This is a genomic window from Zooshikella harenae, assembly GCF_018837975.1.
Lineage (GTDB): Bacteria > Pseudomonadota > Gammaproteobacteria > Pseudomonadales > Zooshikellaceae > Zooshikella > Zooshikella harenae.
The window spans coordinates 40,895-65,701 of sequence record NZ_JAGSOY010000014.1 but is presented as its reverse complement, the minus strand read 5'-3'; the positions used below and the strand labels follow the sequence as shown (position 1 = coordinate 65,701).

Below are 24,807 nucleotides of genomic sequence, written 5' to 3'. Positions count from 1 at the left end.
TACATCAAAATTCACCAAAGTAACCACCGCCACCTGTAAACCTTGTTTACAGTTTGGTAGACTTAGCACTGTAAACTTTGTTCACACCCCACCCCGTAACAATGACACACTGAACCTTTCAACTATTTCAGGTATTGATAGTTAACGTCCTATAGTCTTGTTGAAGGGAATACTCATTCTGGAAAGCGAATGTCTTTATTGCTTGTTTTTAATGCGGCGATGTTGATTACCACCCTGGCAGGTACAGTGGTTGGTTGCTGGTTGTGTTGGGGCATCAAAGAACCAGAACATCTTGCCTTACGACCTCTTGGGGGCTTTTGCTTAGGTATGGCTATCTGGTGTGGAAGCCACGTACTGCTTCAACACACAAACCCTGCCATAAGCCAACTTGGCCTTCTGGGGCTGTTAGCAAATCCCTTTATACCAACAACATTTTTACACTTTGCTCTGCTGTTTATTGCTCCAGGTGATACACCACAAAAACTTCAACATCGTTTACATACACCAGTAGCTGTACTTTATTTACTAGCCCTGACTGTTACCTTTATCAGCTTTAAAACAACAAATGCCGCCTTTCCACCTTGGCTAGTCTTTCCAGCATTTATTATGTTGGATTCTGCTGGCTGGCTAAACCTGTTCTATACCATTGTTGTTGGTGTCGTGGCCCACGCTATTTTAATCTGGGGTTGGCATATCAGTAGTGCCAATAAACGACGTTCAATTGTTGCATTATTTATTGCTGGAGGCTGGGGACTGGTACTCGCCAGTAGCTTTGTTCTGCCATCACTGGAAATAACCTGGTTTCCCTATCCCATGCTACTGCTTCCCAGCTATGTATTACTGCTAGTCTATGGCATCGTGCGCTACCAACTGGTAGTTGTTAACCGCTGGGCTGTGCGAGCTGTCTTTTGGTTGTGCATTTTACTGGCGTTATTACTACTCATTACATTATTCACCACAGTAGCGGATTTGTTTGGCGCTGAACCCTTTACCGATATACCTCTTTGGGAGCTCTGGCTATACTCCGCATTTGTATTATTGATTGGTAGTTCGCTCTATCGACCTGCACAGCGTTTAGCCGAAAAATTAATCTACCCTGGTGCCCAGCTTCGCGAACAAACACTGCAAAATTGGCTATCAGAATTACAAAGCTGTGGTAGCTGGGAAACACTAAAACAAACTGCATCGCTTTTATTAGAAAAACACTTGTCCATGCCAGTGTATATTTGTTTTGCCCCCCCCAATGCGTCTACCACACTACCCACCATTTATTGCCAACGTTATAACGAAGGCTGGCAGCTTCATTTATTACATTGGGAAAATGCTACACCTGGCACCATTCATGTGGCAGAAATGTTTGGCACACTATTAGCCAGCAGTTGTCGTGGACTTCAACAACAACTTCACCTGGCAGAACAAACGCAACAACGTTTAAAAGAACAGCATTTGGTTGAATTAGGTGCATTAGCGGCAGCCATGGCTCATGAATTACGTAATCCTTTAAATATTATTGCGATGGCAAGCACTCAATGTGATCAAACCACTCGTCAACATATAAAAATACAAATTGATCGCGCTGATCACTTAATCACAGATATGCTTTGCTATGCAGGCCCTTTAACATTGCAACTTGAACCACTCACATTACATCCCTTTTGTCAGTCAATCGCCCATTACATTGAACAGCGTTATCAGGTACCCATCACCATAGAGGTAGCCACTAATCTCACCTTAAATGCAGATCGCCATCGTCTACAGCAAGTACTGACTAATTTATTAGAAAATGCTGCGGCATTTACCCGCAATGTCACCCATGGCCAAATACATATTTCAGCCCTTAAGACCTCAAAGCAAACCATACAACTTAGTATTCATAATAATGGACCTGCAATTCCAGGAGAAATCCAACAGCATTTATTTCAGCCTTTTATCAGTAAACGACAAGGTGGTAGCGGCTTAGGTTTAGCTATCGTCAGGCGAATTATGGATGCTCACCATGGACAAGTTTGGCACACCCATGATGAACACTGGCCCTGTAGTTTTATTTGTGAATTTCCCTTAACCACCATTGACGATAATGCGAGTAGAGAATAACAAAATGGCAGAGCAACGTATTTTAGAACAAATTCTACTTGTCGATGATGAGCCTGCCTTCTGTGAGCTTTGTAGCCAATGGCTACATCAAGCAGGTTATCAAGTTGATAGCTGTCATGATATAACCTCTGCTCAGCAACAACTACAACAAAAGACGTATAGTTTAATACTGCTGGACTTAGCACTCCCGCCTTCTTTTACTCCTCAGGAAGGGCTAAAACTACTCAGTATTATTAATACTATTCCTGTCATTGTCCTGACAGGACATGCTGATCGAGAGCTAGCTTTAGCCGCTATCGCACAAGGGGCCTGGGATTTTCTAGCCAAACCGGTTGACCCCGACATGTTAGCCATTGTCGTCAAACGTGCTTTAACCAAACGCAGCTTAGAAAATGAAGTACAACAGTTAAAAGCACAGCTAGCAGAGCAACAATCGGTACTGGGTTTAATTGGCGTCAGTCAGCACACTGAAATGCTGCGCAATCTTATCAGCCGAATTGCCCCTACAGATGTATCAATCTTAATCAGTGGACCCAGTGGTACAGGCAAAGAAGTGATAGCCAAAGCCATACACCAACTTAGTCACCGCAAAAACCAACCTTTTATTTCAGTACACTGTGGAGCCATCCCCAGTGAGTTATTGGAAAGTGAATTATTTGGTTACAAAAAAGGGGCTTTTACTGGGGCAGATCGTGATCGACAGGGTCTTTTAGCCCTAGCACACCAAGGCACATTATTTTTGGATGAAATTGGTGAAATGCCACTGAATATGCAGGTCAAATTATTACGAGTATTACAAGAAGGTAAATTCTACCCCGTGGGTGGCAGAGAAATTGTGTCGATTGATGTACGTTTAATCAGTGCGACAAATAAAGATTTACCCCAAGCAGTTGACACTGGTGATTTTCGTGACGACCTTTATTATCGACTTAAAGGCATTACGATTAATACTCAACGCCTTGCAGACCGCCCAGAAGATATTCCAGTTTTAGCTCAACACTTCTTACAACATTACAGTCAGAAACACCAACGCCCATTACAACTGGATGCCACTGCCTTACACTGGTTTATTACCCAATCCTGGCCTGGTAATGTAAGAGAGTTAAAAAACACCTTGGAAAGTGTAGCCGCTATCGCTCAGCAACCGATCATAGGCATAAATGATATTGAGTTTCTCAATGGTAATAAAATTTCTCAGTCGCCCAATGTGATACCTTCACTAGATGATACCCTTGAAAATCAAGTGAGGCATTTAGAAATACGATTGATTCTTGATGCATTACAACAATTCCAAGGTAATCGAACGCATGCTGCTCGTAAATTAGGGCTATCTCGTCAAGGTTTACTAAAGAAAATTGAACGTTATGGTATTCAGGATTTAGACCATAGTCAGTAATTAACTTGGTCAATTAATATGATAAGATTTAATACGTCAGTTTTGTGCTATATTGACCAAATTAGTACACGGCAACTGGTCCAGTAAAATAAAGTATGTCATCCTCCTCTAACATGTAATAACACAGTTTAAGACTATTTATCACTCAGGAAGATTGTATGTTCAAACGTGTAGCGGCTGATGCTTTAGGATTAAGTGATATTGGAGAAATCATTGATCCACAGAACTTTGATAAAGTCGATTCTGATGATTATGTCATGCGTGAGGATAACGAAAAAATCTACTTTTTGATCAAATCAAAAACAGATGAGTATTGCTTTACTAATCTAGCACTTATTCATCTTGATGGCACTAGCGCGCTTAGTAAGAAAAGATTATTAAAGCGTTATAGTTATTATGACCACGACATTCGCGATGTTTTTCTTGAAACTGCAGGTACAGTGGATTTAGATGCTGAAATTAAATTTTCGATAGGAAGTACACCTTACTCAGTCGATATCAAAAAAACTCAAATTGAGCATTTGAAAGATTTATACAAAACATTGTACACAATCAGTTCTATCCAAAAAGAAAACAGCCATCATTACCGCAATGCCGAACGTAGTATAGAAATTGCTTCAAATACAGTACATCGTTCCTCAAGCACAACAACACTCGAAGACCAGTTTAAAGAAATCAATCAACATACCTTTAACTGGCTTCATTCTGCTCGCAAAGCCTATTGCCGTAAAGATTTTGGTGAAGTTTTCGAAAAATATATTAATAATTAACTGTTACAGTTTTTTAGAAGCAGACGTCTAGCGATAAATCCCTAGTGGTCCATACACAAAATAAAGTAACAACTTCTTCCCCACTTATTCACTGGCGACGTTACTTTTTCTTGACATAGGCCCACTAGGCACTTATCGTAAATATGTGACAAGGGTTAAAAAAAGCAGGCAACAAACCTTTCAGAAAAAAATGATCATTATAGCTAAAACACGAAATATACGATTTTTTTAGAAAAACAATAATCACCTCAAGCTACTCAATTGCTCCGTTTGTTTGTACCCTGCAGCAAAAAAGTTAATGGTAAGGCCGCTAATGTAATCCACATCATTAGTCGAAAATCCTGCAAATAAGCTAAAATAGCTGCTTGTCTAGAAACTTCGCCATTAATAGCCATTAGTCCTTGCTGAGTTATTAGATTATATTTTCCTACCTCTGTTGCATGTTTCAACGCTTGATTAAACGGATTAATAAAGTCTGCAAACGCAGCATGATTGGCTTGCATCATTTGTGCGAGGTAGGTAATGACTAATGATATACCAATACTACTGCCAATATTTCGCATAAGACTAAATAATGCAGTACCTTCATTTCGATATTGCGGTGCTAACGTTGCAAAAGATATAGTCGATAATGGGACAAAAATAAATCCTAATCCTAAACCTTGAATAACACCAGTACGCACAATATCCCAACCGGAGATATTCATATCAAAGCATGTCATTTCCCACAGCGAAAAACTGATTAAAATAAGGCCAAGGAAAATTTTATACCTGACATCAATTCTACCTGAAAGCTTGCCTACTGCCATCATCGCAACCATGGTACCCATACCTCGTGGGGCTAATAAATAGCCAACATCGATCACAGGATACCCCAGCAAATTTTGCATAAAAGGCGGTAGCAAAGCCATCGTAGCCAGTAAAATAATACCGACAATAAAGATAAATATTAAACCAACACTAAAGTTTCGGTCTTTAAAAATGGCAGGCTCAATAAATGGGTGATCGTGAGTGAAAATATGAGCGACAAAAAGATAAAAGCCAAAACCAGCTAACATCGCTTCAATAATAATTTCAGTGTTTGAAAACCAGTCAAGCGTTTCACCACGATCAAGCATCATCTGTAGCGCACCAATACTAAGACTCAAAAAGGCAAAACCCAAAAAATCAAAACGGCGTGAACGATTGATAGGCGTTTCATTAACGAACGCGGCCAACCCAAACCATGCTAAAAGACCAAAAGGAAGATTAATATAAAATACCCAACGCCAACTGTAGTATTCCGTTAACCAGCCGCCGAGTGAAGGACCAAGAATAGGCCCAACCATGACCCCTACCCCCCACATGGCCATGGCAGAACCATGGCGTTCAACAGGATAAGTGTCCAATAATACCGCTTGCGATAGTGGTACCAGACTAGCGCCAAAGACACCTTGTAACAGTCGAAATACCACAATCTGCGTTAAACTCTGGGCAGCACCACATAACATTGACGCAATAGTAAAACCAATAACCGACCAAATAAAAACGCGTTTACGCCCCTGCTTCGCACTTAAAAAACCAGTTAAGGGCATAAAAATAGCAGCTGCCACAATATAAGAAGTTAATACCCAGGAAATCTGATCTTGGGTTGCCCCCATAGCACCTTGCATATGTGGAAGCGCTACGTTTGCAATCGTTGTATCCAACGCCTGCATAATCGTTGCTAACATCACAGAGATGGTAATAAGCCCACGATGCGAGTTAGTTTTAGGCTCTGAAGTTACACTGGCTATACTGGTCATCTCATTCTCCTATAATGAGAGACCTAATAAAGTGCGACGATGTCCCGTATCCACTTCAACAATGGCACTTAATCCAGCCCGCAACTGTCGTTGATGGCGAGGATTACTTATTTTAATTCTGACCGGTACGCGCTGACTGATTTTTACCCAGTTTCCTGTCGCATTTTGGGCAGGTATCACTGAAAACTCAGCACCCGTTGCTGGGCTTAAACTTTCTACTGTACCGATCCAAACTTTATCGGGATAAGTATCAACACGCACTTCAACGGATTGCCCAGGATTAATATAGGTTAAGTCAGTCTCAGTAAAATTAGCTTCAACCCATAAGTTATCAATGGCAATGAGTGCAAGTGCTGTTGAACCTGCTGCCACATACTGACCAGGTTTAGGAAGTTTAGTGACAATACCTGCTTTCGAGGCTTTGACTGCTGCTCGCTGCAAATCTAATCGAACCTGTGCTAATGCTGCTGAAGCGACACGAAAGCGAGGGTGTTTTTCAATAGGCAAGTCAACACTTCCACCTAATGAGTTTGCAATACGTTTTAGATCCTCTTCCAAAACAGTGATCTGTTGCCTAGCAAGGTCTGCACTTTGTTTAACATCATCAAACCGTGATGTTGAAACAAAATGCCGCTTAAGCAAGTCAGCTTCACGATGTAAATCTTTCAGTGCAAACGTATACTTGGTCTGCGCTAAGCTAATTTCTGCCTGTTTTTCTCTATAACTGGCTTTCAGTGCTTTTAGATCTGTACGAACCTGTGCCAAATTTGCTTCCGCTTTAGTAACACGCACCTGAAAGGGCTCAGGATCTAAGCGAAATAATAAATCACCAGCATTTACAAATTGGTTTTCACTTACTAAAACATCGACAACAACACCAGAAACTTCTGCAGCAACAGGAATCATATCGGCTTTAACGTAAGCATTATCTGTTTCTACATAACGCCCTCCTATCAAATACATAACGCCAATGGCTAATAGTGTAAGGACAGGTACGACAATCAGTAGTAACAAACGTCTAACACGACGATTGAATGGACGTATTACTTTAAGTGAAGCAGCTTCTTGCACAGAGGGTGCATGATGGGTTTCAGCATGACTCATAAACGTGTTGACCCAATAACAAAATATTCATTAACTTCGTGAGCAAAGATTCTCCCGCATCGTCTTTAATGCAAAAAAAAGTGTTGCTACCTGTTCTTGATTCAGCCCCGCTAAAGCTTCAGATTGAACCTCTGCCCCAAACTGACGGATTTTTGTCAAATGATCACTTGCCGCTGGCCTCAAAAAAATTTGGTGAGCCCGGCGATCTTTGGGATCGGGACGTCGCTCAACTAAATCAAACTCAGCCAGTTGGTCAACCAGCCGTGCCAGGGTTATAGGTTTAACTTCCAGCATTTCGGCCAGGTCAATTTGGCGTACCCCTTCAAAACGTGCGACATAAAGTAATAAACGCGCCTGAGCTAAAGTGAGACCACAGCCTTCGATTCGCTGATAGGTTTGTCGCATTAACCTTGAGATATCAGCAAGTAAAAAGCCTAAGCTTTCCTGTTGTTCCAGTGCCATGAATCACCTTATCAATATTAGTAAGCATTACTTATTATATGTATTGCTTATCATTTTTCAATATGTACACTACGTAAAGTCGAACATCTGCAAAACTTATTAAACTATTTACTTGTGATGAACATGCTAAAAAAATGTTTGTCATTTTTTTAGCATGTTCATCACTTTAATTACCACACACTTATTTTTTTGCTTAATAAGAAACCAAAACACTCATAGCCAAAAATGACTTACAGAAATTCTATTTATTGTTAATAATTTTATTTTTGGAAAGCAAAAAAACACACACATTTTTTAAGATTATTTTTCGCGATTTGATCATACTATAGCCACCGCGAAGGATTTTTAATGGGGCTAGTCTGGTTTGTTAAGGCTAGCGATAGCAACAACTTTTGTTATAAAAGCGCTAGCTGGGACGTCAAGTGATGAAGTATTTTTAAATACTCAGCAGTCAAATAAAGTTTCTAACATTTGCGAAACTTTTTAAATTAAGCGCTATATTAAATCATAATAGAAGCTTCTTAAAGGCAGCAATTAGATATTGGCTTTAACCCTTTTTTATAAAATGACTGGTGAAGGGTATATCTTGGAGATAGCATTATGCTTAGAAGGACCACTCAATCTCTATTTAGGCCATTAACAATGCTCAAACGGAGCATAAGTTATCAGGTCAGCCCTACATCAGTGAATAATATTCGAAATGCACGTAAACAATCGCAACATATGGAAAGTATCTTTAGCCACATAGAACACCATGAAGCACAACAAGACCAAAGGATGTGGCAACGCGCTCAACGAATTGAACAACGAGCCACTACATCACAAGGTTTTCTACACCATGAGTTTACAGCAAAAAACCTATACCGTGTAATGAAAGTTAATAACCCTGAACTCACGATTAAAAAAGACTTTTCACAAAACTACTATGATCACACAACCCATACAGCAGGACTTATTGAGCCTGAAAAGTTTGAGAAAGTGGATATGATCGCACATGAAGCACAACACCATTTGGATAAACTTACCAACCCCAAACTTCACGAAATGGATGTTGTTGGTAAAGAGTATTCTGCATTCTCTTCACAGTTTAAAGTTGCCAAACAATTAGGTTTTAAAGCCAATATGCCTTTTCCACAAAGCCCATTACAATCAGCAGAAACCTATAGGGAAAAAAGCACAAGTCGTTTTAGGAAGCTCTAAAAATAAACCTGTTGACTCACTGTACCACACAGGGCACTTAGCTATACTTGACCGTTACAAAAGCCATTTTCTTCTTAAGGGCCTTTGTCTGCTAATGGCCTACATCGAAATACCTCAGATGTTCATTTAATAATGATTGAGATATAGCAAAAAGTGGAGTTGCATATACCCCACTCGTTGTGTCATTTTTCAAGTTTTGGTAATGCATAATGTTGGCCCCATTCTTTCAATGCCAATAAAATGGGACGTAACGACTCGCCCATTTCTGTTAATCGATACTCAACTCTTGGCGGTACTTCTGGAAATACCTCACGGTGAACCAACCCATTTTCTTCTAATTCCCTAAGTTGCTTAGTTAACATTCTTTGCGTGACATTACCGACTTTACGTTTTAATTCGCTAAATCTTAGGGTTCCATCCAGTAGATGATAAAGGATCATTCCTTTCCATTTTCCACCAAATAATTCTAGTGAGGCTTCAACAGGACAGGCTGACCCATCATAGCTACTAAACCTGGTATTCTTCATAGTATCCTTTTTGTATCTATAGGCTAAAAATGTGCGTACTTGTTATAAAAATCAATACCCCTATTATACACATATAGATCACCGAACACAGTTCGCTATGGGTATATCATATTCACATTAGGATAATTCTCATGACAACCGATACAACAATGAAAGCGATTGGTTTTACCCAATCTCTACCCATTGAAGCACAAGATAGCCTTTTCGAGTTTGAAGCACCTTATCCCCACCCTATGGCACATGACTTAATAGTTAAAGTGAGTGCCATTTCCATAAACCCTGTTGATGCTAAAGTCCGTACTCGTGCAGCAAAAGATAAGGTGTTAGAAACCCCGCGTATTGTCGGATATGATGCGGTAGGTACTGTTGTAGCGTTAGGTGAAAGCGTTGAAGATTTCTCTGTGGGCGATAGAGTATACTATGCAGGTGATATCAATCGCCCTGGTTCCAATGCAGAATTTCAAGCCGTTGACTCTAGAATTGTTGCTAAAACCCCTACACGTTTAACGTATGCTGAAGCCGCAGCACTCCCTCTTACTGCATTAACTGGATGGGAAACACTTTTTGATCGATTACGTATCGATCCCGCAGCCAAAAATAAAACATTGCTTATTATTGGTGGCGCAGGTGGCGTTGGTTCTATTTCAATACAAATTGCCAAACAATTAACCCACTTAACGGTTATAGCAACGGCATCTCGCCCTGAATCTGAGGCTTGGGTTAAAAGCATGGGAGCTGATTATGTTGCAAACCATAAAAACCTGACTCAATCCGTCAAAGAACTTGGATTTGAACATGTTGACTATATCTTTAATACGGCAGATAGCCTAGGTCACTGGGATGCGATGGTTGAATTAATTGCCCCCCAAGGCATGATTGCGTCAATTGTCGAGTTCAACGGCAGTGTCAATATCAGTCAGTTACAAAGTAAATCGGCAGGTTTTGTTTGGGAGCTAATGTTTACCCGATCACTCTATAAAACAGATGACATGATTCAACAACAGATTATTTTACAAAAACTGGCTAAACTCGTTGACGAAGGACGTATAAAAACAACGCTAACATCATCATTACAAGGATTTACTATTGATCATTTTAAAGAAGCACATCGTCGTATTGAAAGTGGTAAAACCCTGGGTAAAATCGCAATCAGTTTTTAATTGAGCGAAGTAATAAATTTAATTTTTTTCTAAAGCCCCTTTGACCAAAGACTGGATAACGCCTTTCAAACACACCGTGAATCCTTCCTTGGAGGCTACTGTTTATCAAGATAGTTGCCACATCCTTGCGGCAAACAGTTCGATGCGCATTATCCAGCCTTTATCTGATCACGGACTGCATTGAAATACCACACCGGTTCATTTAATCATTTTTGAGGTATCGCCTAAAGTGAGTTTACAAGGTTTATATAATAACATTACTCACTAAACACTTGGGCCTCTGGTTTCTCTGGTTTTTCAATCCAGTCTTTAATGGCTATTTTTTGATAATTATACTGACCTTTTTTATCCAGTTGAGTATAAAAATACCATTTAACTGCCGGTTCATTGGTCGGTAATTTGGGTAATTTATCTTTAGTCAGGTTAAATTTTTCACCATTACGCTTCATATCCTGCAAAATATCAATAAATTTTTGCTCCGCGGCTTTGAGTACTTCGGGATCTTTTGCGTTGGCAGCCCAGGGCGCAACGGATTCATCCGTCCATTTTTTCGGCGCGGGAATATAAAAGAAACAGTCATCATCGTCATGTTGAGGAGCTTTAAAATGTTGATCATTAAGACCTGACTCCCCTTGGCTTTTCATATTTCTAACCCAAAATTTAAAGTCATGCATTTTACCTGTTTCAAGCTCGATTTTATCTTCATCAAGCAAGCCAAATAAATCCCAAACCCCCTTATGACCGGCTTTATTCCCAAAAGGTCGAAGACCATTTATTTGGTGCCCTGCCGGTGCTTTATAACTCAATTTACTCACACTCGCATAAACATGAAATGTGAGCATTTGCTTTGGTTGAAAACCGGCTGTATTTGTTTTTGTCATACCCGTACGGATGATTTCTAGCATCTGCTGTTTTTGTATCTTTTCATCCGTCATAAGCATTTTTATCAATTCGCGTGAGCGATAATGTTTTTCATACACATCTTCTGCCAGTATATTTTGAGCAAGAGCGCTAATTTTTAACAACTTGATCGTCGATTTATCAGCATTAATGGCATACGTATAACGTTCACTATTACCATAACCGACGGTTGTAACATCATACTTTGCCTCTACTTCAACCTGACCGACATAAACAAGCTGTCCTTTAATTTCAGGTCCTAAGGTTGAACCATTGGATTCTTCAGACAAGTTGGCTGTATAAGACAATAGATCAGAACGGTGTTTCATTTCCTTATATTTTTGGGTATCCAACTTATCGGCAAAGACTAAAATACCCAGGTCAACTTCGTCATTCCAATCAAAATCATCAAGCTTGTCCTGATGCTCTACCCCTTTATTCTTACCACTAAATGGCGTACCACTTAAACAATACGCATACTTCGACGACATAAAGAATGGGCCTTGATTACGCACACGTAACAAAGGCGCACCAATCGTATTACCGGTAAATAATTTGGGATACTGATAAATACGCTCTTTTGATTTAAGAAAATCTTTATCAAACAGCAAATGCTCAAAGTGTTGGTCTTTAACATGTTCTCCCTCTGGATCCCAAATAGGATTATTTCGCGAACTATCCACTGAAAGCATAAATTGACTGTTTAAACTAATGTTAGGCGCATCTTTTACTAAACGCTCATATATTTTAACACCCACCGAAGCGACACCGGTTGTGTATTTAAGAATATCAATTACCGGTAAACTCCCATCTTTCATCAGTTTATAGTAGTCAGCATCCTGGCCATCAATGCTAATTGGCCTAACCAGTCGTGTACCGCGTGTATCCCGACCGACTTTAACCTCATATTGATAGTGCATGGTGATACACTGCTCATTAGTATTCCATTGCGCCCAATCTGCCAAGTAAACCGTTGAACTGCTCATAGGCTTGGTGCCTTTGATGATTTTGTGTTCACCAAATTTAAAACGTGGATAAAAGATCGCACCGTAATGATCTTTAAAGGCTTGTTCCTCTGCTAATAGCTCACCTTCATCAAACTTCTGAGTGATATCCGTGTAAGCAGGTCCTTCATTATCAGGCCAACCGGTATTCACACGAATGGGTTTGACACAAATAGGTAATGGCCGCTCTATGGTACGATTTGCATTTTTATCACCATCTTCATAATAGTCAGTATTGATGGTTTTATACTCTTCATCCCGACGTAGTACAATAATAATGCGTATTTCATCTAACGGTGAAATCGGCTTATTATCCGTGCGTTGCAAGTATTTATCCAGCCGCTCCCATTCCGTTTTTGCTTGAGTACAAGGCTTAATATAAATGGCCGTATATTTATAGATACCCTGGTCTAATCCCGCATAAGATAAATCCATAGTCGAAATGAGCGCCTCAGCACTGCTACTTCCCATATTATGAATAGGAAAACACCGCTGGAAGTTTACAGGAATCATGTTCTTATCAATATTCGCCGGTCCTACTGGCAAAAACATACCATTAACACTGATAGAATGTGATTCATGATTTTTCTTTAAAGCCTGTTTACTGTAATTTTCAAACTGTGTCATTAACAAAGAAGGGTTACTTTTCAACGTAACATTATCTTCCCAAATATCTTCCATTCCCAAATAATCCATCCAAAACTGGTCCAGCGGATAATTCTGATAAGTATCATTTGGGTAAGGCCATTCTTTATTCAATACAAACAATTCGATAAATTTATCAATTTGATATTTTTTCAAGCCACGCTGATAACGATTCCAATCCAGTTCACGGGTATTTTTCAGGAAACTAAAGGTAAAGTCATATTCATGCGCAACGCGAACCAACAGCTTAACTAAACTATTCAATACTTCAGCACGAATTCGATATTGGTTATTTAAATATTTTACGTAGTCGATTTCGCCTTTTTGTGGACTGTAGTTGGTAATAAACGTCCTATTATATTTTGATTTTTTTTCCAGATCACCTTCCAGTTTATTATAGGCAATATACTCATTAATAAGATTATCATGAAATAAATCATCTAAATGCTGCGCGACCGAAACCATGGTTTTAGATGCTTCTCGAACAATTAAGATACAGTTCGCGATTAACATCGTCTGCGGCACCATGGTTAATACGCCACATGCAGAGTCGAATAGCGTCCAAAGAAAATCACTGACGGCCTGTTCATAAGCACAATAAGCCGCCACCTGTTGCTGACGGGTTTGTTCCAGGTTATACATCGCTTCTCGTGAGGGACGAAAGATCCGCTCGCCACAAGGCACACTGATCATTAACTCAACACGCCGACTTGTTGTAAGATTAACCGTCTTATCCTCATTACGTACAGGACGTGTTTCACCATGCCAGGTAATGGCCATGTTATCCGTCGCTATCCCATTTTGCTCTAATTGCTTTTTGATATGCAATACTCGTCGGCGAGACAAATCATCGTTATAGTGATCTGTTCCTTCTGGGCTGGCATGGCCTTCTAATCCAATTTGCGCATCCGGCCGGGTAAGAAGTTGTTTAATTTTATTAAAGGGCAGATCTGCCGTGTAGTCTTCATCATATTCAAAAATTAAGGCCGTTCGCATAATATAGCGACCTTCTTTAAACCCGGATGTCACTTTCGATGTCGTTGACGTAAGCTTAGTTATTTCTTCTAATTGTTGCTGAGCCTGTTTAAAATCTTCTGTGGCGGCTTCCCCTACTTTTTCTTCATACAGTGCCAGTGTTTCATCAAAAAAAGCTTTACTGTCCTCAGCAGCTTCTTTCTTCTCATTAACCTCAAGAAAGCTATTGATAACACCTTTAACATCCATTGCAAAATTATAAGCTGCAAACGCTCGTGTACCAAAGTGAATAAACCTAGGGTTAATCCCTATACGCGTCCCATTAAGCCATGTATTCTCAAAGTCTTCGATCCACTTTTCCGCAGCCTTTAGGGCATTTTTACCGGGCGCGAACCACTCAGGCAAGTTATAAATTTGTTTAAGTTGTTCAAATTCAATATAACGCCTCTCTTGCAAACTACGTAGAACCGCAAGTGCGCTACCACGGCGATCTACATTGGATGTATTGTTAAGCAAGTGCACTGCGCGAGCTATTTGATCTTGACGCCGGATATAATTTTGCTGATTGGATAATGCATCTTGAAAATCACCCCAAGATTTCCATAGCTTTTGACTATCAAAACCAAGGCGTACGATAAGTGCTGCATCTGTATGGCCTTGCTCAGTTAATACATTCTCTAAAAGTTGGCCTGCACTTTCCAAGTAACTGGCATAACTAGTGCCCGGTTTCTTTTCATTTGGATCAGGGTTAGGATTATTGGCATAGGCTGTTGCTTTACTTTGATCCTGATGTATTGTCGTTATGACACCCTGTAAAATCGACGAATATTCATGGCGTACACTAATATCATGCATATAACTGGATAATCCAGGGCGTACATCCTGTTTTAAGTTACCACTGGACATTTCACGGGTTATTTTTATGGTATCGCGAAAAACATCGGGGAATTGCTTAATAATAGCTTCTTCAAGACTAATAGGATCTGCATTGATAAGGCAGATATCAGCTGTGGGTAGTCTAACATTGAATTTTATTTGTTCTTTTAGCTCGTAATAGAACTGGCCATCTTCATCTTTAAAATATGTAGAGTTATTTTTTGCTATATTTTCTTTCAGGTGAAGGCTATAAGTCACTCGAATATTATACAGATCTTCTTCAATTTCACTTTCATTCACTAAAAAGGCAAACGGTAAAGGCCCTTCATCGTATTTAACTGAGATTATTTGGCTTTCATCGATAGAAGTATTATGACGCCAAATTCTAACTGTTGCTCTTTCATAAAATTTGCTTTTTGAAAAAGCCAGTATTACTAGTTTAATACGAGGAATCACTATCCCCTCGTAAACATAGTCATGAGGTTTATTCGAAATTTCAGGCTTTTCAAGCATTTCTTGCTTAACATTAATATTAATTTTTACACTAACACTTGAATTAAGCTCTTTTTTACCTATCAGCTCTTCAATTTTTTCTAAAAAAAGATCTGAACCATATCCAGCATAGAGTTGTGCAATCACTTCCAAAGGAGGAAAGTACAACTTAATTTCATCATCATTAGGAAAAGTTCGAATACGACAACCTAAAGTAAAGTCTCCATTAACTTGATCAATAAAACCCTCTTCATTTGTCGATAACAAGGCTGTTTTACCTTCTTTACCAACTACAGAACTTTCTGCCAGCATTAACATATTTGGAATAGGCCTTACCGAACCAGATTTAATTTCACTGGTTTGCGGATCAACCTCTGCTGAAAACAAATAACGTTCTTTGATGAAACGACATTCATTTAATTTTTTTTGACTCATGTGTAATATTGCTTATTTAGTGAACACTGTAGCAAATAACTTCTTAAAGCAGTGCGTACAAAAGGTTTATAACATAATTTTCTGCAATACTGGACCATAATAAATGACAGCCTATCTATAATTGTAATAATAAGGTAAGAATTGAGTACCTTGATGTTTTAGCAGTGTTATTTTTATATCATCATTAATTGGCTTGTCATTTTTTATATCCCATTCTCTTGTAAAATCAGCTTTAATTCGTGTATAACTATTCAGGCTAAAATCATATACATAAAGTTGATCCCTTCCTTTCCTTAACAAGTCTTTCTCTGGATTATCTATATTTTTAACAACAAAATCACCCTGCACTTTAAAACCAAATATTTTACCATCCTTAAATTTTATTAAGCCATCATGATATACCCTAGGATAAGACTGTTGATATATTTTCTTTCCAGTTTCTACATCACGAATAATGAGTTCTTCATTACGAGTAAACACAAATTTGGTATCGTTATCCATTAGCAAAAATGAATTACCGTGCTCTTCATATTTAGTTACAATAGCAAGTTTCTGGCTAGGCACATGAAACTTTTTCATATTTCCAGCTTCATTAAAATAAAGTGTATTACTGTCTTGCGTCCATTCAAATGCAGGCACTACAGGGCCTTCACTCACAGGAATCATTGTTTTTGTTTTAATATCGTAAATCTTTTTAACGACCTTATCTTTCAAAAACGCTAGAGCAACATAACGGCCATTAGGTGAGGGTTTGGTGTCAAAAATAGTCCCCTCAATCAGCTCTTTTGGGACACGTAACTTAGGGTCTGTAAAGTCTGCTTTGACACTCCAAATTTCTTTACTCGTTTTTTTATTAATATCTTCTACTCTAGCCTCGGTAGGAGGATTATCCCAAATAAACTGTATTCTGGGTTGGTCATAACTCTCAGGATCCTGCCAGACTTCTTCTTCAATCTTCATCCCCCTCTCTTCCAGCAAACTATCAACGATCATCTCGTCTGTTTGCTCTTGTTGCTGGTCAGCAGAAGGCGGTGTTGTTGTTGAGGAGGCGCTGTTATCTTCATTACAGCCACTGGTAGCAAAACACCCCAAAAGTATCAGTGAAAGTAAGTATTTTTTATAGATAGTCCAAGCAAATTTCATAATCCAAAATCCAATATAGTGTTTATTCTATAACCTATTCACTTAATAGCGGTTTAACTTTGATAATTCAATGTTCGTAATGTCTCGTAAGACATGTTCCGAAAGATGTAAAACGGCTTTTTACTCTTTTCTTGCGGGTCTTGAATTAAGTTAAATGCGCCACTTTCAGGCACATCATGAAAAACAAGCTCCAACCATGATGTTGATGTACCATCGACATACTCACAGGTTTCGACAGTTGGTTTAGACGCATGTTGCCAGCTATTATCGGTTGTTTTTAATGTGAAAAGATCATTGCGTGATTTAGGTGCATGGGAGTCCATCTCAAAGTGCAAAATAATTCGTTTATCTATAGCCTTTAAATACACAACAGGAATTTTAGTTGCACGTTGTCGATCTAATAATTTTGGATGCTTTGTCAGACGTGGTATCTCTTTCTCATCTAAATTTTGCTCTTCTTCTGTCTTGACCTGATGGGTTAATGCATTGACAATCGGACCAATACTCCCTGTTTGATGATCAAAATGTTTACCACTTTCATAGCTAATCATTTGATCGATTGAAGTACCTTCCGTTTGCAACTTGGCAGTATTATTTTCCAGCTCACTGATTTTGTCCCAGCTCAACTGTACTTGGCTGTATAACAGGTGAACTGCATTCGCCCCTTGTTGTATTTCGCCATTTAGTTTAAAAGGCACCCAAATACTATGAAGCTGCATACCCAACGCAGGTCTTAGATCACCATTCACTTTGATAAGTCGACCATGGCGTTGATTTCGAAAATACTCCACGCGCACATCGCGAAAAAACATACCATTTATGATTTGTAGTTCACGCCAAAGTTTTCCCTGCCAAAATACGTAGACCCATCCTCCATCAGGAAGCAACGCAGACTGATCACGCCGCATCGCCTCAGTGATGTAGCCTAATGGTTTTAAAGGTACAATAATATTTTCCCAACTTGCTTTCTCTGTAGCTTCTTCCACTGGAGAAGCGGCTTCGACTAGTCGCAAACGTAATTCCGGTTCCCCTTTCATTGGTATACGAATAAAGATTCCCCGAGGCTCATTGGGGATGCCTTTCAGGGTCACTAAACTGCGGTGTTTGCTTGCTTCAGTGTTAAGGGGCTGCGGACCTTGCAGAGCATCCCGCCCTTGACTGTCTTTTGATAAATTAATACGCTGACTATCCCCAGGCCCAACACCTGCGACTTCCACCACAATTTTATAGTCTAGACATTCACCTTCTGGTTCGGGTACTGGTGGTGGTTTAGGCAATACAATTTCGGGTTGTTGATATCGAGGCCTGACCATCGCTGGCATTTCTGTAGGAGAATCCAGCGTAACCTCCAGTTTTTTTTCCATAACCAGCTTAACAAAGGTATTTTCCAATGCTTCCTGGGAATCACAGTGACGTAATAATGGAAGTTTTAAGAGGCTTTCTTTGGCATACCACGACTTAGCCAAAACCATTTGAATATAATCACGACACTCTTTTTCATTATAGAAATAACGATAGTTAAAGGCATTTCGCTTAGGAAATCCTTTTTGAATGACTTCATGTGGCTTGCCATCAATATAATACTGGGCAAATAGCATCTCAAACACCTAGACCAATAACCTGAGGGGGCTATTTTACGAGTCAGTGTGAGATAATGCCTCAGGCTAAGTCTCATATTTTATGGTGCTATCGGCTTATTATGTAGCATTCTGTAACTATACCCTTCACGAATCATTGTTAGGCTTCGTTATCGGTATAACTGCATAGATCTGATAGTATTTGATAGATTGGTAGTTAGCGAGTGATGGGAATAAGTCAAAATGTTTAAAAACACAACAGAAGTGATATGACCATCACTTCTGTTGGCTAAGTACTACGTCCTTTGCACAAACACAAATACAGTTGTCTTAGCTACTTCAACTTAGCACTAATAGTAATCCCGTTATGAGCAGTAACTGCGGGTAATGTAATCAGGTAATCCTTACCCGTTTTGGCATTAGGAATCACCACTTTTTCATGACTTCCTGAGTTTGTTGAGCCAAATACAATGTCAGGACGTTGTTCATAGTGCTCTTCATGAGGAAACTGGCCTAAATCGGCTGAAACCAGTAAATCAGCATTACCTTTCCCACCATGCAAACTAATTTCCAGGGTTTTGTCTGCTTGATCATTAGATAAGCGAATATAAAAATGACGGTAATATTCTTTAGCTGGTGCCGCAGTGACACAAACAGGTTTATCCAGATAAATTTGCACTTCAGATGTCGGCTTTTGTGTTGCACACGCACCCTGCTGAGGGTCTCCATGATCATCACCATCACTGGAATCGCTACCATCATCATAATCGGCTATTAATGACACACCTGAAAATGTACTTTCACTGCTTAATAATACATACCAAGTACCTTTTAACCCCATTTTAGGGTTGTCATATTGACAGGATTCTTCGGTGCCCTGCTCATAAGGGCGACAGTCAAATTGCTGTAGCGTCGGTTTTTTTCCATGACGCACATACATGTCAACATCACCCGTTCCCCCCTTCATTGAAAAAGACAATGCACTGGGTTTACCATGGACATGCAATGTATATAACTGTTGTTTTCCCGTTTTACTACTAAGATTCGCTAAAGGTTTACCTTTAAATAGAGGCTTAACGGGTAAACCATCTGTGTCATTGCCATCGTCTGGCGGTGTTGGTTTATCATTATCGGGCGGCTCAGGGTTATCATTATCAGGTGGAACAGGTTTATCGTTATCTCCTCCATCATCTGGTGATGCAGGTTTGCCAATAGTATCTGCACTAATATTATCTGCTAACAATTGACAAAAAGACGTGGTGATATAGTCCATACTTTGGTGAATTCGTAAATAATCTATATCGTAGTAACTTTCCCTTGCTTTTTGTCTGGCTTCATTACGTAATATCAAGTTTGCATACTGCTTGTGTTTTAAATGACCTTTTAATGTTGAAAATGGATTACCACAGCTGGTCATACTCCAGGAAGCCGGATTGCTTTCTAACAGTTGATTAACCTGTGTATTCTCTTCGGCTAATTCTAATAAAATAATTAAATCAAGTACTTCCCTAATACGACCAACACCAGTATTCCAATCTAAATCTTGTCGAGTTACCTGATCTGTTTCAGTTTCCAGTTTATGCAAAGGCAGTTCATGCTCTGGATTTAATCCCCACAAACGCAGTACATCACTCCAATGAGGTAAACCATTATAACCTGTCGTTTTACCTTGTTTACTCTCTATTAACGCTTTAATCTTTTCTTTTGCTTGCTGGCTTAATACGCCCGCGGATGTATCACAGTAACTTAATGCTAAATATTCCTCTCTTAATCCGTTATAATTAGCCGATTTTTTTGCTCTTTTATAAATGCTTTCCGTGACAGCACCTGCTAACTCATTATTAAAAATCGTCAATGCCGGTCCATAGACATGGTCAGGTAAATGCATTGCAGTGCCCACCTGATCAAAATAATAATCAGCAATTTTTAACTGCTGAAAACGATCATTATTTTGCTGACCATTTTTAATATTATGCAATGTTTGCACTTGCCTGCTGGTCACTTGTTCCTGCCCCAGGCCGTTATCAGAAAAAACACCGGGCCAATCTAAATATTGTCCCCAAAAAGGTCGGGCTGGCTTACCATGGCATTGTTGACAATCCGAATCATTTTGACTTAAAACAGGTGTTCCTGAAGAAAAATCTAATGCCCGAAAATTCCAATTACCCCGATCATCCAACTGAGCCATATCCACTATTTCATAACGAGGATCTGTTTTTTTGGTACTAATATTCACCATAAAACGTGCATCAGAACCAAACATGAGTAATCCTGGGTGATTAATATCGGTTTGCCCCAGCGCACGCGTTTTCTCAATAAGCGCATAGTTTTTATGCATACTATCCGGCAATGCATTAATGAATTCCTTCACGCTGCGTATGCCTTTTTCCTTTAAAATAGGCATTATTTTTTGTATATCTAGTGGTAATTTTCCATCTGGAGATCCAGGGTCTGGGTCAGATATAGGTACTGCAAAACGATCAGGCGCGGTTGGACAAGTATTAGCATAAACAGGCGAATATACTGTAGAAATACATAAACTAAGATACAAAGATACCTTACGAATACCTAATGCAATATTCGTATACTTAAATTGTTTACAGCTCATAGCAGGCTCACTTGTTGTTTTTTTACATCATAAGTGAAAATTATCTACGAGCGATCATAAACAGTTCACAAGTAAAATAGAGGAAAATCAGTAAATAATAAAAATACTACTTATGTCGCTTAAACCCTTCACATCCAAAACCAACGTGCTTATAATTTTTTATTCATTTCTCCCCATAAAGCTTCCCTCCTATTTCCGATCATATACCCTTCACGAATCATTTTTAGGGTTTGTTGTCAGCGCTCTTGACCACCAAGGATGGTGGGAATGCAGTTTATGCAGGAGCATTTAACTGCCACCCCAGTCACTTATTAATATAAGCTCCTGAGGCTTCATCACTTGACGGCCTCCCCTAAAAACCCTTCGTTATGGGTATACATAGTATGATTTCTTTTACCCTCCCAACAAAAACGAGACGCACCTCACAGTTTTTAGCAAATAAACCTACTTCATTAACATTGAATGTTATTTAATATATAAATAAACAATTAACACCCGCACAAAGTTATTAACATTTATTTATAAACACACAAAACTGACACTTTTTTAGTACAAAATATACAGTCTATCTATATGATATGCTTCACACTTCAAAAACACCATCTTTTTTATAACTCTTTAGTATTATAAAAACTAACAAAAGCATGGCTTAATTTAATTACAAAAAAAGATAAATCAGGAAGGGCCAGCCATGAATACATTAAATAAAATCATGCTATGCTGTGCACTCGGCAGTTTAGCCACTACCAGTTTTAGTTATAATAATAACTATGAGCAGCACAACTACTCCCAATCCGCAACATTCATACTCAACAACACGACTTTAAACGACCAAGTAAAATATATTAACTTTTCCTCATTTAACCAAGAAGACCTTAATTATAAAACCTTTAAATCAATAAAAGATGATATATTATCAAACGACTCTGTTTATTGGATAGATTTTACTGACAGCATCACTCAAAATGGTAAACAGCTAAATAATAAAAAGGTAAAAAAACTATTAGGCATGGCCTACCAGGAAGATATGCTTTTAATAAGCAGCTACAAAGGTAAACTCTTATATACCCCTTTTAACGCGTCAAATAACACGCTTTTCCCTCAGCTCATCAATCAATTACTCAATAACAGTCATACCCCTAAGAAACGTATCACCAGAGATGTATCAGCCGCAAATCCGCTTGGAGACTCTTCAACTTCAGACGATAAAAAAGCACCACCTAATGTCTCTTTTTATATCAATGTATTTAGACCCATTTCTGATGAAGAATGTACGTTTAAACGATCTCATCTTTGGGATAGAGGAAACGAAGTTTTTTGCGATAATGCAAATATATCTCTGGTCTATCGCATTACCTGGCAACGCTCACTCAAATATGGTGCATCAGGGTTAGATACACCCGACGCTAAAATCGTACGAATATCACTGGATGAGCAATCTGCCGGAGCAGGTATTCACCTAAATGATAAACTTGATCATAGAGAGAATAAAGCGGGCTATGTTCCCTTAAACGCTTTTGTGCGCGACTGGAGTACCGATGTTTACGCACAATATTATAACTTCACGGTTAAAGCGCTTAACAATAAAGCAGTCATATTAAAAACATTTCCAACCACCAATATTAATGCAAACTTCACTCAACGTCATATTTCAAGCTTCGAAATTGGTGTAACAGGAGGAGCCGAATGGAAACTAGGCCACAATCCACAGGCCAAATTAGAAGCTTCCTATAAATACTCTCAAAGCCGTTGGCTTTCTTTCGATACACAAGATTATGCCGTAAAAAAATCGAATCCAAGTAATAATCAAGTCAGTTTTAAATGGGAACGTGAACAATATGCAACCCCAGATTCCCTGTTTGATGATTGGACCGATGCCCTTTGGGCTGTTTCATACCCTATTGATAAAACTAGAATACGGCCTATAGGGTATTCAAATTTTACCCCTAATTTCGATATAATTTATAAGGCATCTCCCACAGCAACAGGCACTACCACCATTGATATAACCTCATCAGTTTTAATGCGTTCTGTTTATGCATCGGCTTATCAACATTATTATGTTATAGGTGGACATGCTTCTTATAAACCTGTTCATGTCGAAAATAAAGAAATAACCATTACGAAAAGTTTTGATGTAGACTGGGAGCATCCTGTATTCCTAGGTGGTTATCCTGTTAACTTACAACTGGCTGGTTTTAATAATAAATGTCTCTCACAGGATAGTGCAGGTTATGTTCAAATAGAACAGTGTGATTTGGATAGCACAGTCCAATCCTTTATCTACGATTCGCTCGGACGCTATGTAAGCGCCTCAAATACATCCTTATGTTTGGATGGCTATAGTTTACACCGGCTCACACAGTGCGATTCACGTTTGAGCCAGCGCTGGACATGGCAACAAAATCAGCTTATAAATACAGCGAATAACGGAGTATTATCACACAATACGTCAACCTCTGCGCTATACTTAGCTAATACACCACAATCTGCAAATAATCACAAAATCATCACATCATTTACTAATGTGTTTGCTTTAACTCCACAAGATCAAACATCACAACCTTCACGCAGTACCTATTGTAATGAGTCATTTTCTCGCAATACAGGTAGCGCCTATGAGTTAGTGCCTTGTGAACCAGTCAAAAACCTGTCGTCAACAGGTTATCAATCATTTTTTGTTCAAATACCTTATGACTATGAAGGTAATCAGCTTGAAGTAAGCTTACATGGTGGAAATGGTAATGCTGATTTATATATCAATAAAGGCTCTTGGCCATGGCATGATCACCCTACCGATTATAAATCGATAAACACAGGTAATAACGAACAAATCATTATTCCCAATCCAGAAAAAGGCGCAACCTATTATATTGAGGTTCATGCCAACACCCACTATGAAGGTGTGATGATAGAAGCAAGACTATAACAATAAACTCGCTGTAGCTGTTATACCTCAACCAATTTATACTATTTAATGTATATATTGGTTGAGTTTTTCTATTCAATATTACAGACTTTAGGAAAAGAGACTTTTAAAAAATCCGTTTCAAAAAAAGTACAGTGAAATGCAACAACACCGCATACTAAAGCTGCACAACCTCAACATAATTCCCCTCAGGATCCTGAATAAAAAAATACTGAATTCCTGTTCTTCCCTGTTGAATTGCTGAAGGTCTTAACTCAAGTTTATCGATAAACCACTTTCTAGCAGCAGTTAAATCACTTACCTTTAAGGCAATATGTTGCCATCCAGATTGTTTAAGATGTTGTGCTAATGGTTTGGACTCTTGTAATGGTGTTGCATTTTCGGTAAAAGTAAAAAGTTCAAGGCAAAAATTACCCAACAACATATGTATTATTGAACATTGATCATCTGAATAACGACGCTGTTCTATAAAGCCTAAAGCTTCGTAAAAGTCAGACATTACACTAAAATTTTGGCAAGTTAATGCGACATGATGTATTGTAAAGTCAGGCTTATTCATAAAAATACCATATTATTTTCCATTGACTCATTAAGCCTTCCATAAATGTGTTGATCACGTATACCCTTCACGAATCATTTTTAGGGTTTGTTGTCAGCGCTCTTGACCACCAAGGATGGTGGGAATGCAGTTTATGCAGGAGCATTTAACTGCCACCCCAGTCACTT

General features: G+C 38.9%; 15 protein-coding genes. 6 read left to right on the top strand and 9 right to left on the bottom strand.

The genetic code is table 11. The annotated features are described in order from the left end of the window. Positions 1 to 189 precede the first annotated feature (189 nt). The 3 genes from KCG35_RS08410 (at position 190) to KCG35_RS08400 (ending at position 4,260) form a co-directional block, all read left to right on the top strand. On the top strand, positions 190 to 2,094 hold the full coding sequence (locus KCG35_RS08410; RefSeq protein ID WP_215819245.1) for a sensor histidine kinase: 1,905 nt from the start codon (positions 190 to 192) through the stop codon (positions 2,092 to 2,094). A gap of 4 nt (positions 2,095 to 2,098) precedes the next feature. Then, complete coding sequence (locus KCG35_RS08405; RefSeq protein ID WP_215819244.1) at positions 2,099 to 3,490, top strand: sigma-54-dependent transcriptional regulator; 1,392 nt, start codon at positions 2,099 to 2,101, stop codon at positions 3,488 to 3,490. A gap of 158 nt (positions 3,491 to 3,648) precedes the next feature. After that, positions 3,649 to 4,260 carry a PH domain-containing protein gene (locus tag KCG35_RS08400; protein ID WP_215819243.1) on the top strand — a complete coding sequence of 204 codons (612 nt, stop codon included), beginning with the start codon at positions 3,649 to 3,651 and terminating at the stop codon, positions 4,258 to 4,260. Between the two features lie 257 nt (positions 4,261 to 4,517). Here KCG35_RS08400 and KCG35_RS08395 read toward each other — a convergent pair whose 3' ends face one another. From KCG35_RS08395 to KCG35_RS08385, 3 genes are read right to left on the bottom strand one after another with little or no spacing between them, the layout of a single operon-like run. After that, a complete protein-coding gene (locus KCG35_RS08395) occupies positions 4,518 to 6,044 on the bottom strand; it encodes a DHA2 family efflux MFS transporter permease subunit (RefSeq protein ID WP_215819242.1) in 1,527 nt (508 codons plus the stop codon). A gap of 9 nt (positions 6,045 to 6,053) precedes the next feature. Continuing rightward, on the bottom strand, positions 6,054 to 7,148 hold the full coding sequence (locus tag KCG35_RS08390; protein WP_215819241.1) for an HlyD family secretion protein: 1,095 nt from the start codon (positions 7,146 to 7,148) through the stop codon (positions 6,054 to 6,056). Between the two features lie 30 nt (positions 7,149 to 7,178). Beyond that, a complete protein-coding gene (locus KCG35_RS08385; protein WP_215819240.1) occupies positions 7,179 to 7,610 on the bottom strand; it encodes a MarR family winged helix-turn-helix transcriptional regulator in 432 nt (143 codons plus the stop codon). Between the two features lie 642 nt (positions 7,611 to 8,252). Here KCG35_RS08385 and KCG35_RS08380 point away from each other — a divergent pair. After that, a complete protein-coding gene (locus KCG35_RS08380; protein ID WP_215819239.1) occupies positions 8,253 to 8,810 on the top strand; it encodes a hypothetical protein in 558 nt (185 codons plus the stop codon). Positions 8,811 to 8,992: 182 nt separating this feature from the next. On the opposite strand, the gene KCG35_RS08375 is transcribed toward KCG35_RS08380, so the two are convergent. Beyond that, entirely contained in the window at positions 8,993 to 9,337 is a 345-nt protein-coding gene (locus tag KCG35_RS08375; RefSeq protein ID WP_215819238.1) for a winged helix-turn-helix transcriptional regulator, read from the bottom strand. A gap of 131 nt (positions 9,338 to 9,468) precedes the next feature. On the opposite strand from KCG35_RS08375, the gene KCG35_RS08370 reads away from it, so the two are divergent. Beyond that, the gene (locus KCG35_RS08370; protein ID WP_215819237.1) at positions 9,469 to 10,497 is read left to right on the top strand and encodes a zinc-binding alcohol dehydrogenase family protein; all 1,029 of its coding nucleotides are present in this window, start codon (positions 9,469 to 9,471) and stop codon (positions 10,495 to 10,497) included. 257 nt (positions 10,498 to 10,754) lie between these two features. Here the strand turns inward: KCG35_RS08370 and KCG35_RS08365 are convergent, their stop codons facing one another. The 4 genes from KCG35_RS08365 to KCG35_RS08350 all read right to left on the bottom strand — a co-directional run bounded on the left by KCG35_RS08365 (position 10,755) and on the right by KCG35_RS08350 (position 21,152). Then, complete coding sequence (locus KCG35_RS08365) at positions 10,755 to 15,824, bottom strand: OmpA family protein (RefSeq protein WP_215819236.1); 5,070 nt, start codon at positions 15,822 to 15,824, stop codon at positions 10,755 to 10,757. 111 nt (positions 15,825 to 15,935) lie between these two features. Beyond that, positions 15,936 to 16,967, bottom strand: coding sequence for a S9 family peptidase (locus KCG35_RS08360; protein WP_215819235.1), 1,032 nt, complete (start codon positions 16,965 to 16,967; stop codon positions 15,936 to 15,938). A 53-nt stretch (positions 16,968 to 17,020) separates the two neighbouring features. Continuing rightward, on the bottom strand, positions 17,021 to 18,565 hold the full coding sequence (locus KCG35_RS08355) for a hypothetical protein (RefSeq protein WP_215819234.1): 1,545 nt from the start codon (positions 18,563 to 18,565) through the stop codon (positions 17,021 to 17,023). A 313-nt stretch (positions 18,566 to 18,878) separates the two neighbouring features. Further along, entirely contained in the window at positions 18,879 to 21,152 is a 2,274-nt protein-coding gene (locus KCG35_RS08350) for a PPC domain-containing protein (RefSeq protein WP_215819233.1), read from the bottom strand. 691 nt (positions 21,153 to 21,843) lie between these two features. Between KCG35_RS08350 and KCG35_RS08345 the strand changes: the two genes are divergently transcribed. Continuing rightward, a complete protein-coding gene (locus KCG35_RS08345; RefSeq protein ID WP_215819232.1) occupies positions 21,844 to 24,081 on the top strand; it encodes a leukocidin family pore-forming toxin in 2,238 nt (745 codons plus the stop codon). A 157-nt stretch (positions 24,082 to 24,238) separates the two neighbouring features. On the opposite strand, the gene KCG35_RS08340 is transcribed toward KCG35_RS08345, so the two are convergent. Further along, positions 24,239 to 24,640: a VOC family protein gene (locus KCG35_RS08340; protein ID WP_215819231.1), complete on the bottom strand. Its 402-nt coding sequence runs from the start codon at positions 24,638 to 24,640 to the stop codon at positions 24,239 to 24,241. Positions 24,641 to 24,807 lie beyond the last annotated feature (167 nt).

Coding starts and splice junctions, on each gene's coding strand:
- KCG35_RS08410 (WP_215819245.1), top strand. CDS start 190: ATGTCTTTATTGCTTGTTTTTAATGCGGCGATGTTGATTACCACCCTG.
- KCG35_RS08405 (WP_215819244.1), top strand. CDS start 2,099: ATGGCAGAGCAACGTATTTTAGAACAAATTCTACTTGTCGATGATGAG.
- KCG35_RS08400 (WP_215819243.1), top strand. CDS start 3,649: ATGTTCAAACGTGTAGCGGCTGATGCTTTAGGATTAAGTGATATTGGA.
- KCG35_RS08395 (WP_215819242.1), bottom strand. CDS start 6,044: ATGACCAGTATAGCCAGTGTAACTTCAGAGCCTAAAACTAACTCGCAT.
- KCG35_RS08390 (WP_215819241.1), bottom strand. CDS start 7,148: ATGAGTCATGCTGAAACCCATCATGCACCCTCTGTGCAAGAAGCTGCT.
- KCG35_RS08385 (WP_215819240.1), bottom strand. CDS start 7,610: ATGGCACTGGAACAACAGGAAAGCTTAGGCTTTTTACTTGCTGATATC.
- KCG35_RS08380 (WP_215819239.1), top strand. CDS start 8,253: ATGCTCAAACGGAGCATAAGTTATCAGGTCAGCCCTACATCAGTGAAT.
- KCG35_RS08375 (WP_215819238.1), bottom strand. CDS start 9,337: ATGAAGAATACCAGGTTTAGTAGCTATGATGGGTCAGCCTGTCCTGTT.
- KCG35_RS08370 (WP_215819237.1), top strand. CDS start 9,469: ATGACAACCGATACAACAATGAAAGCGATTGGTTTTACCCAATCTCTA.
- KCG35_RS08365 (WP_215819236.1), bottom strand. CDS start 15,824: ATGAGTCAAAAAAAATTAAATGAATGTCGTTTCATCAAAGAACGTTAT.
- KCG35_RS08360 (WP_215819235.1), bottom strand. CDS start 16,967: ATGAAATTTGCTTGGACTATCTATAAAAAATACTTACTTTCACTGATA.
- KCG35_RS08355 (WP_215819234.1), bottom strand. CDS start 18,565: ATGCTATTTGCCCAGTATTATATTGATGGCAAGCCACATGAAGTCATT.
- KCG35_RS08350 (WP_215819233.1), bottom strand. CDS start 21,152: ATGAGCTGTAAACAATTTAAGTATACGAATATTGCATTAGGTATTCGT.
- KCG35_RS08345 (WP_215819232.1), top strand. CDS start 21,844: ATGAATACATTAAATAAAATCATGCTATGCTGTGCACTCGGCAGTTTA.
- KCG35_RS08340 (WP_215819231.1), bottom strand. CDS start 24,640: ATGAATAAGCCTGACTTTACAATACATCATGTCGCATTAACTTGCCAA.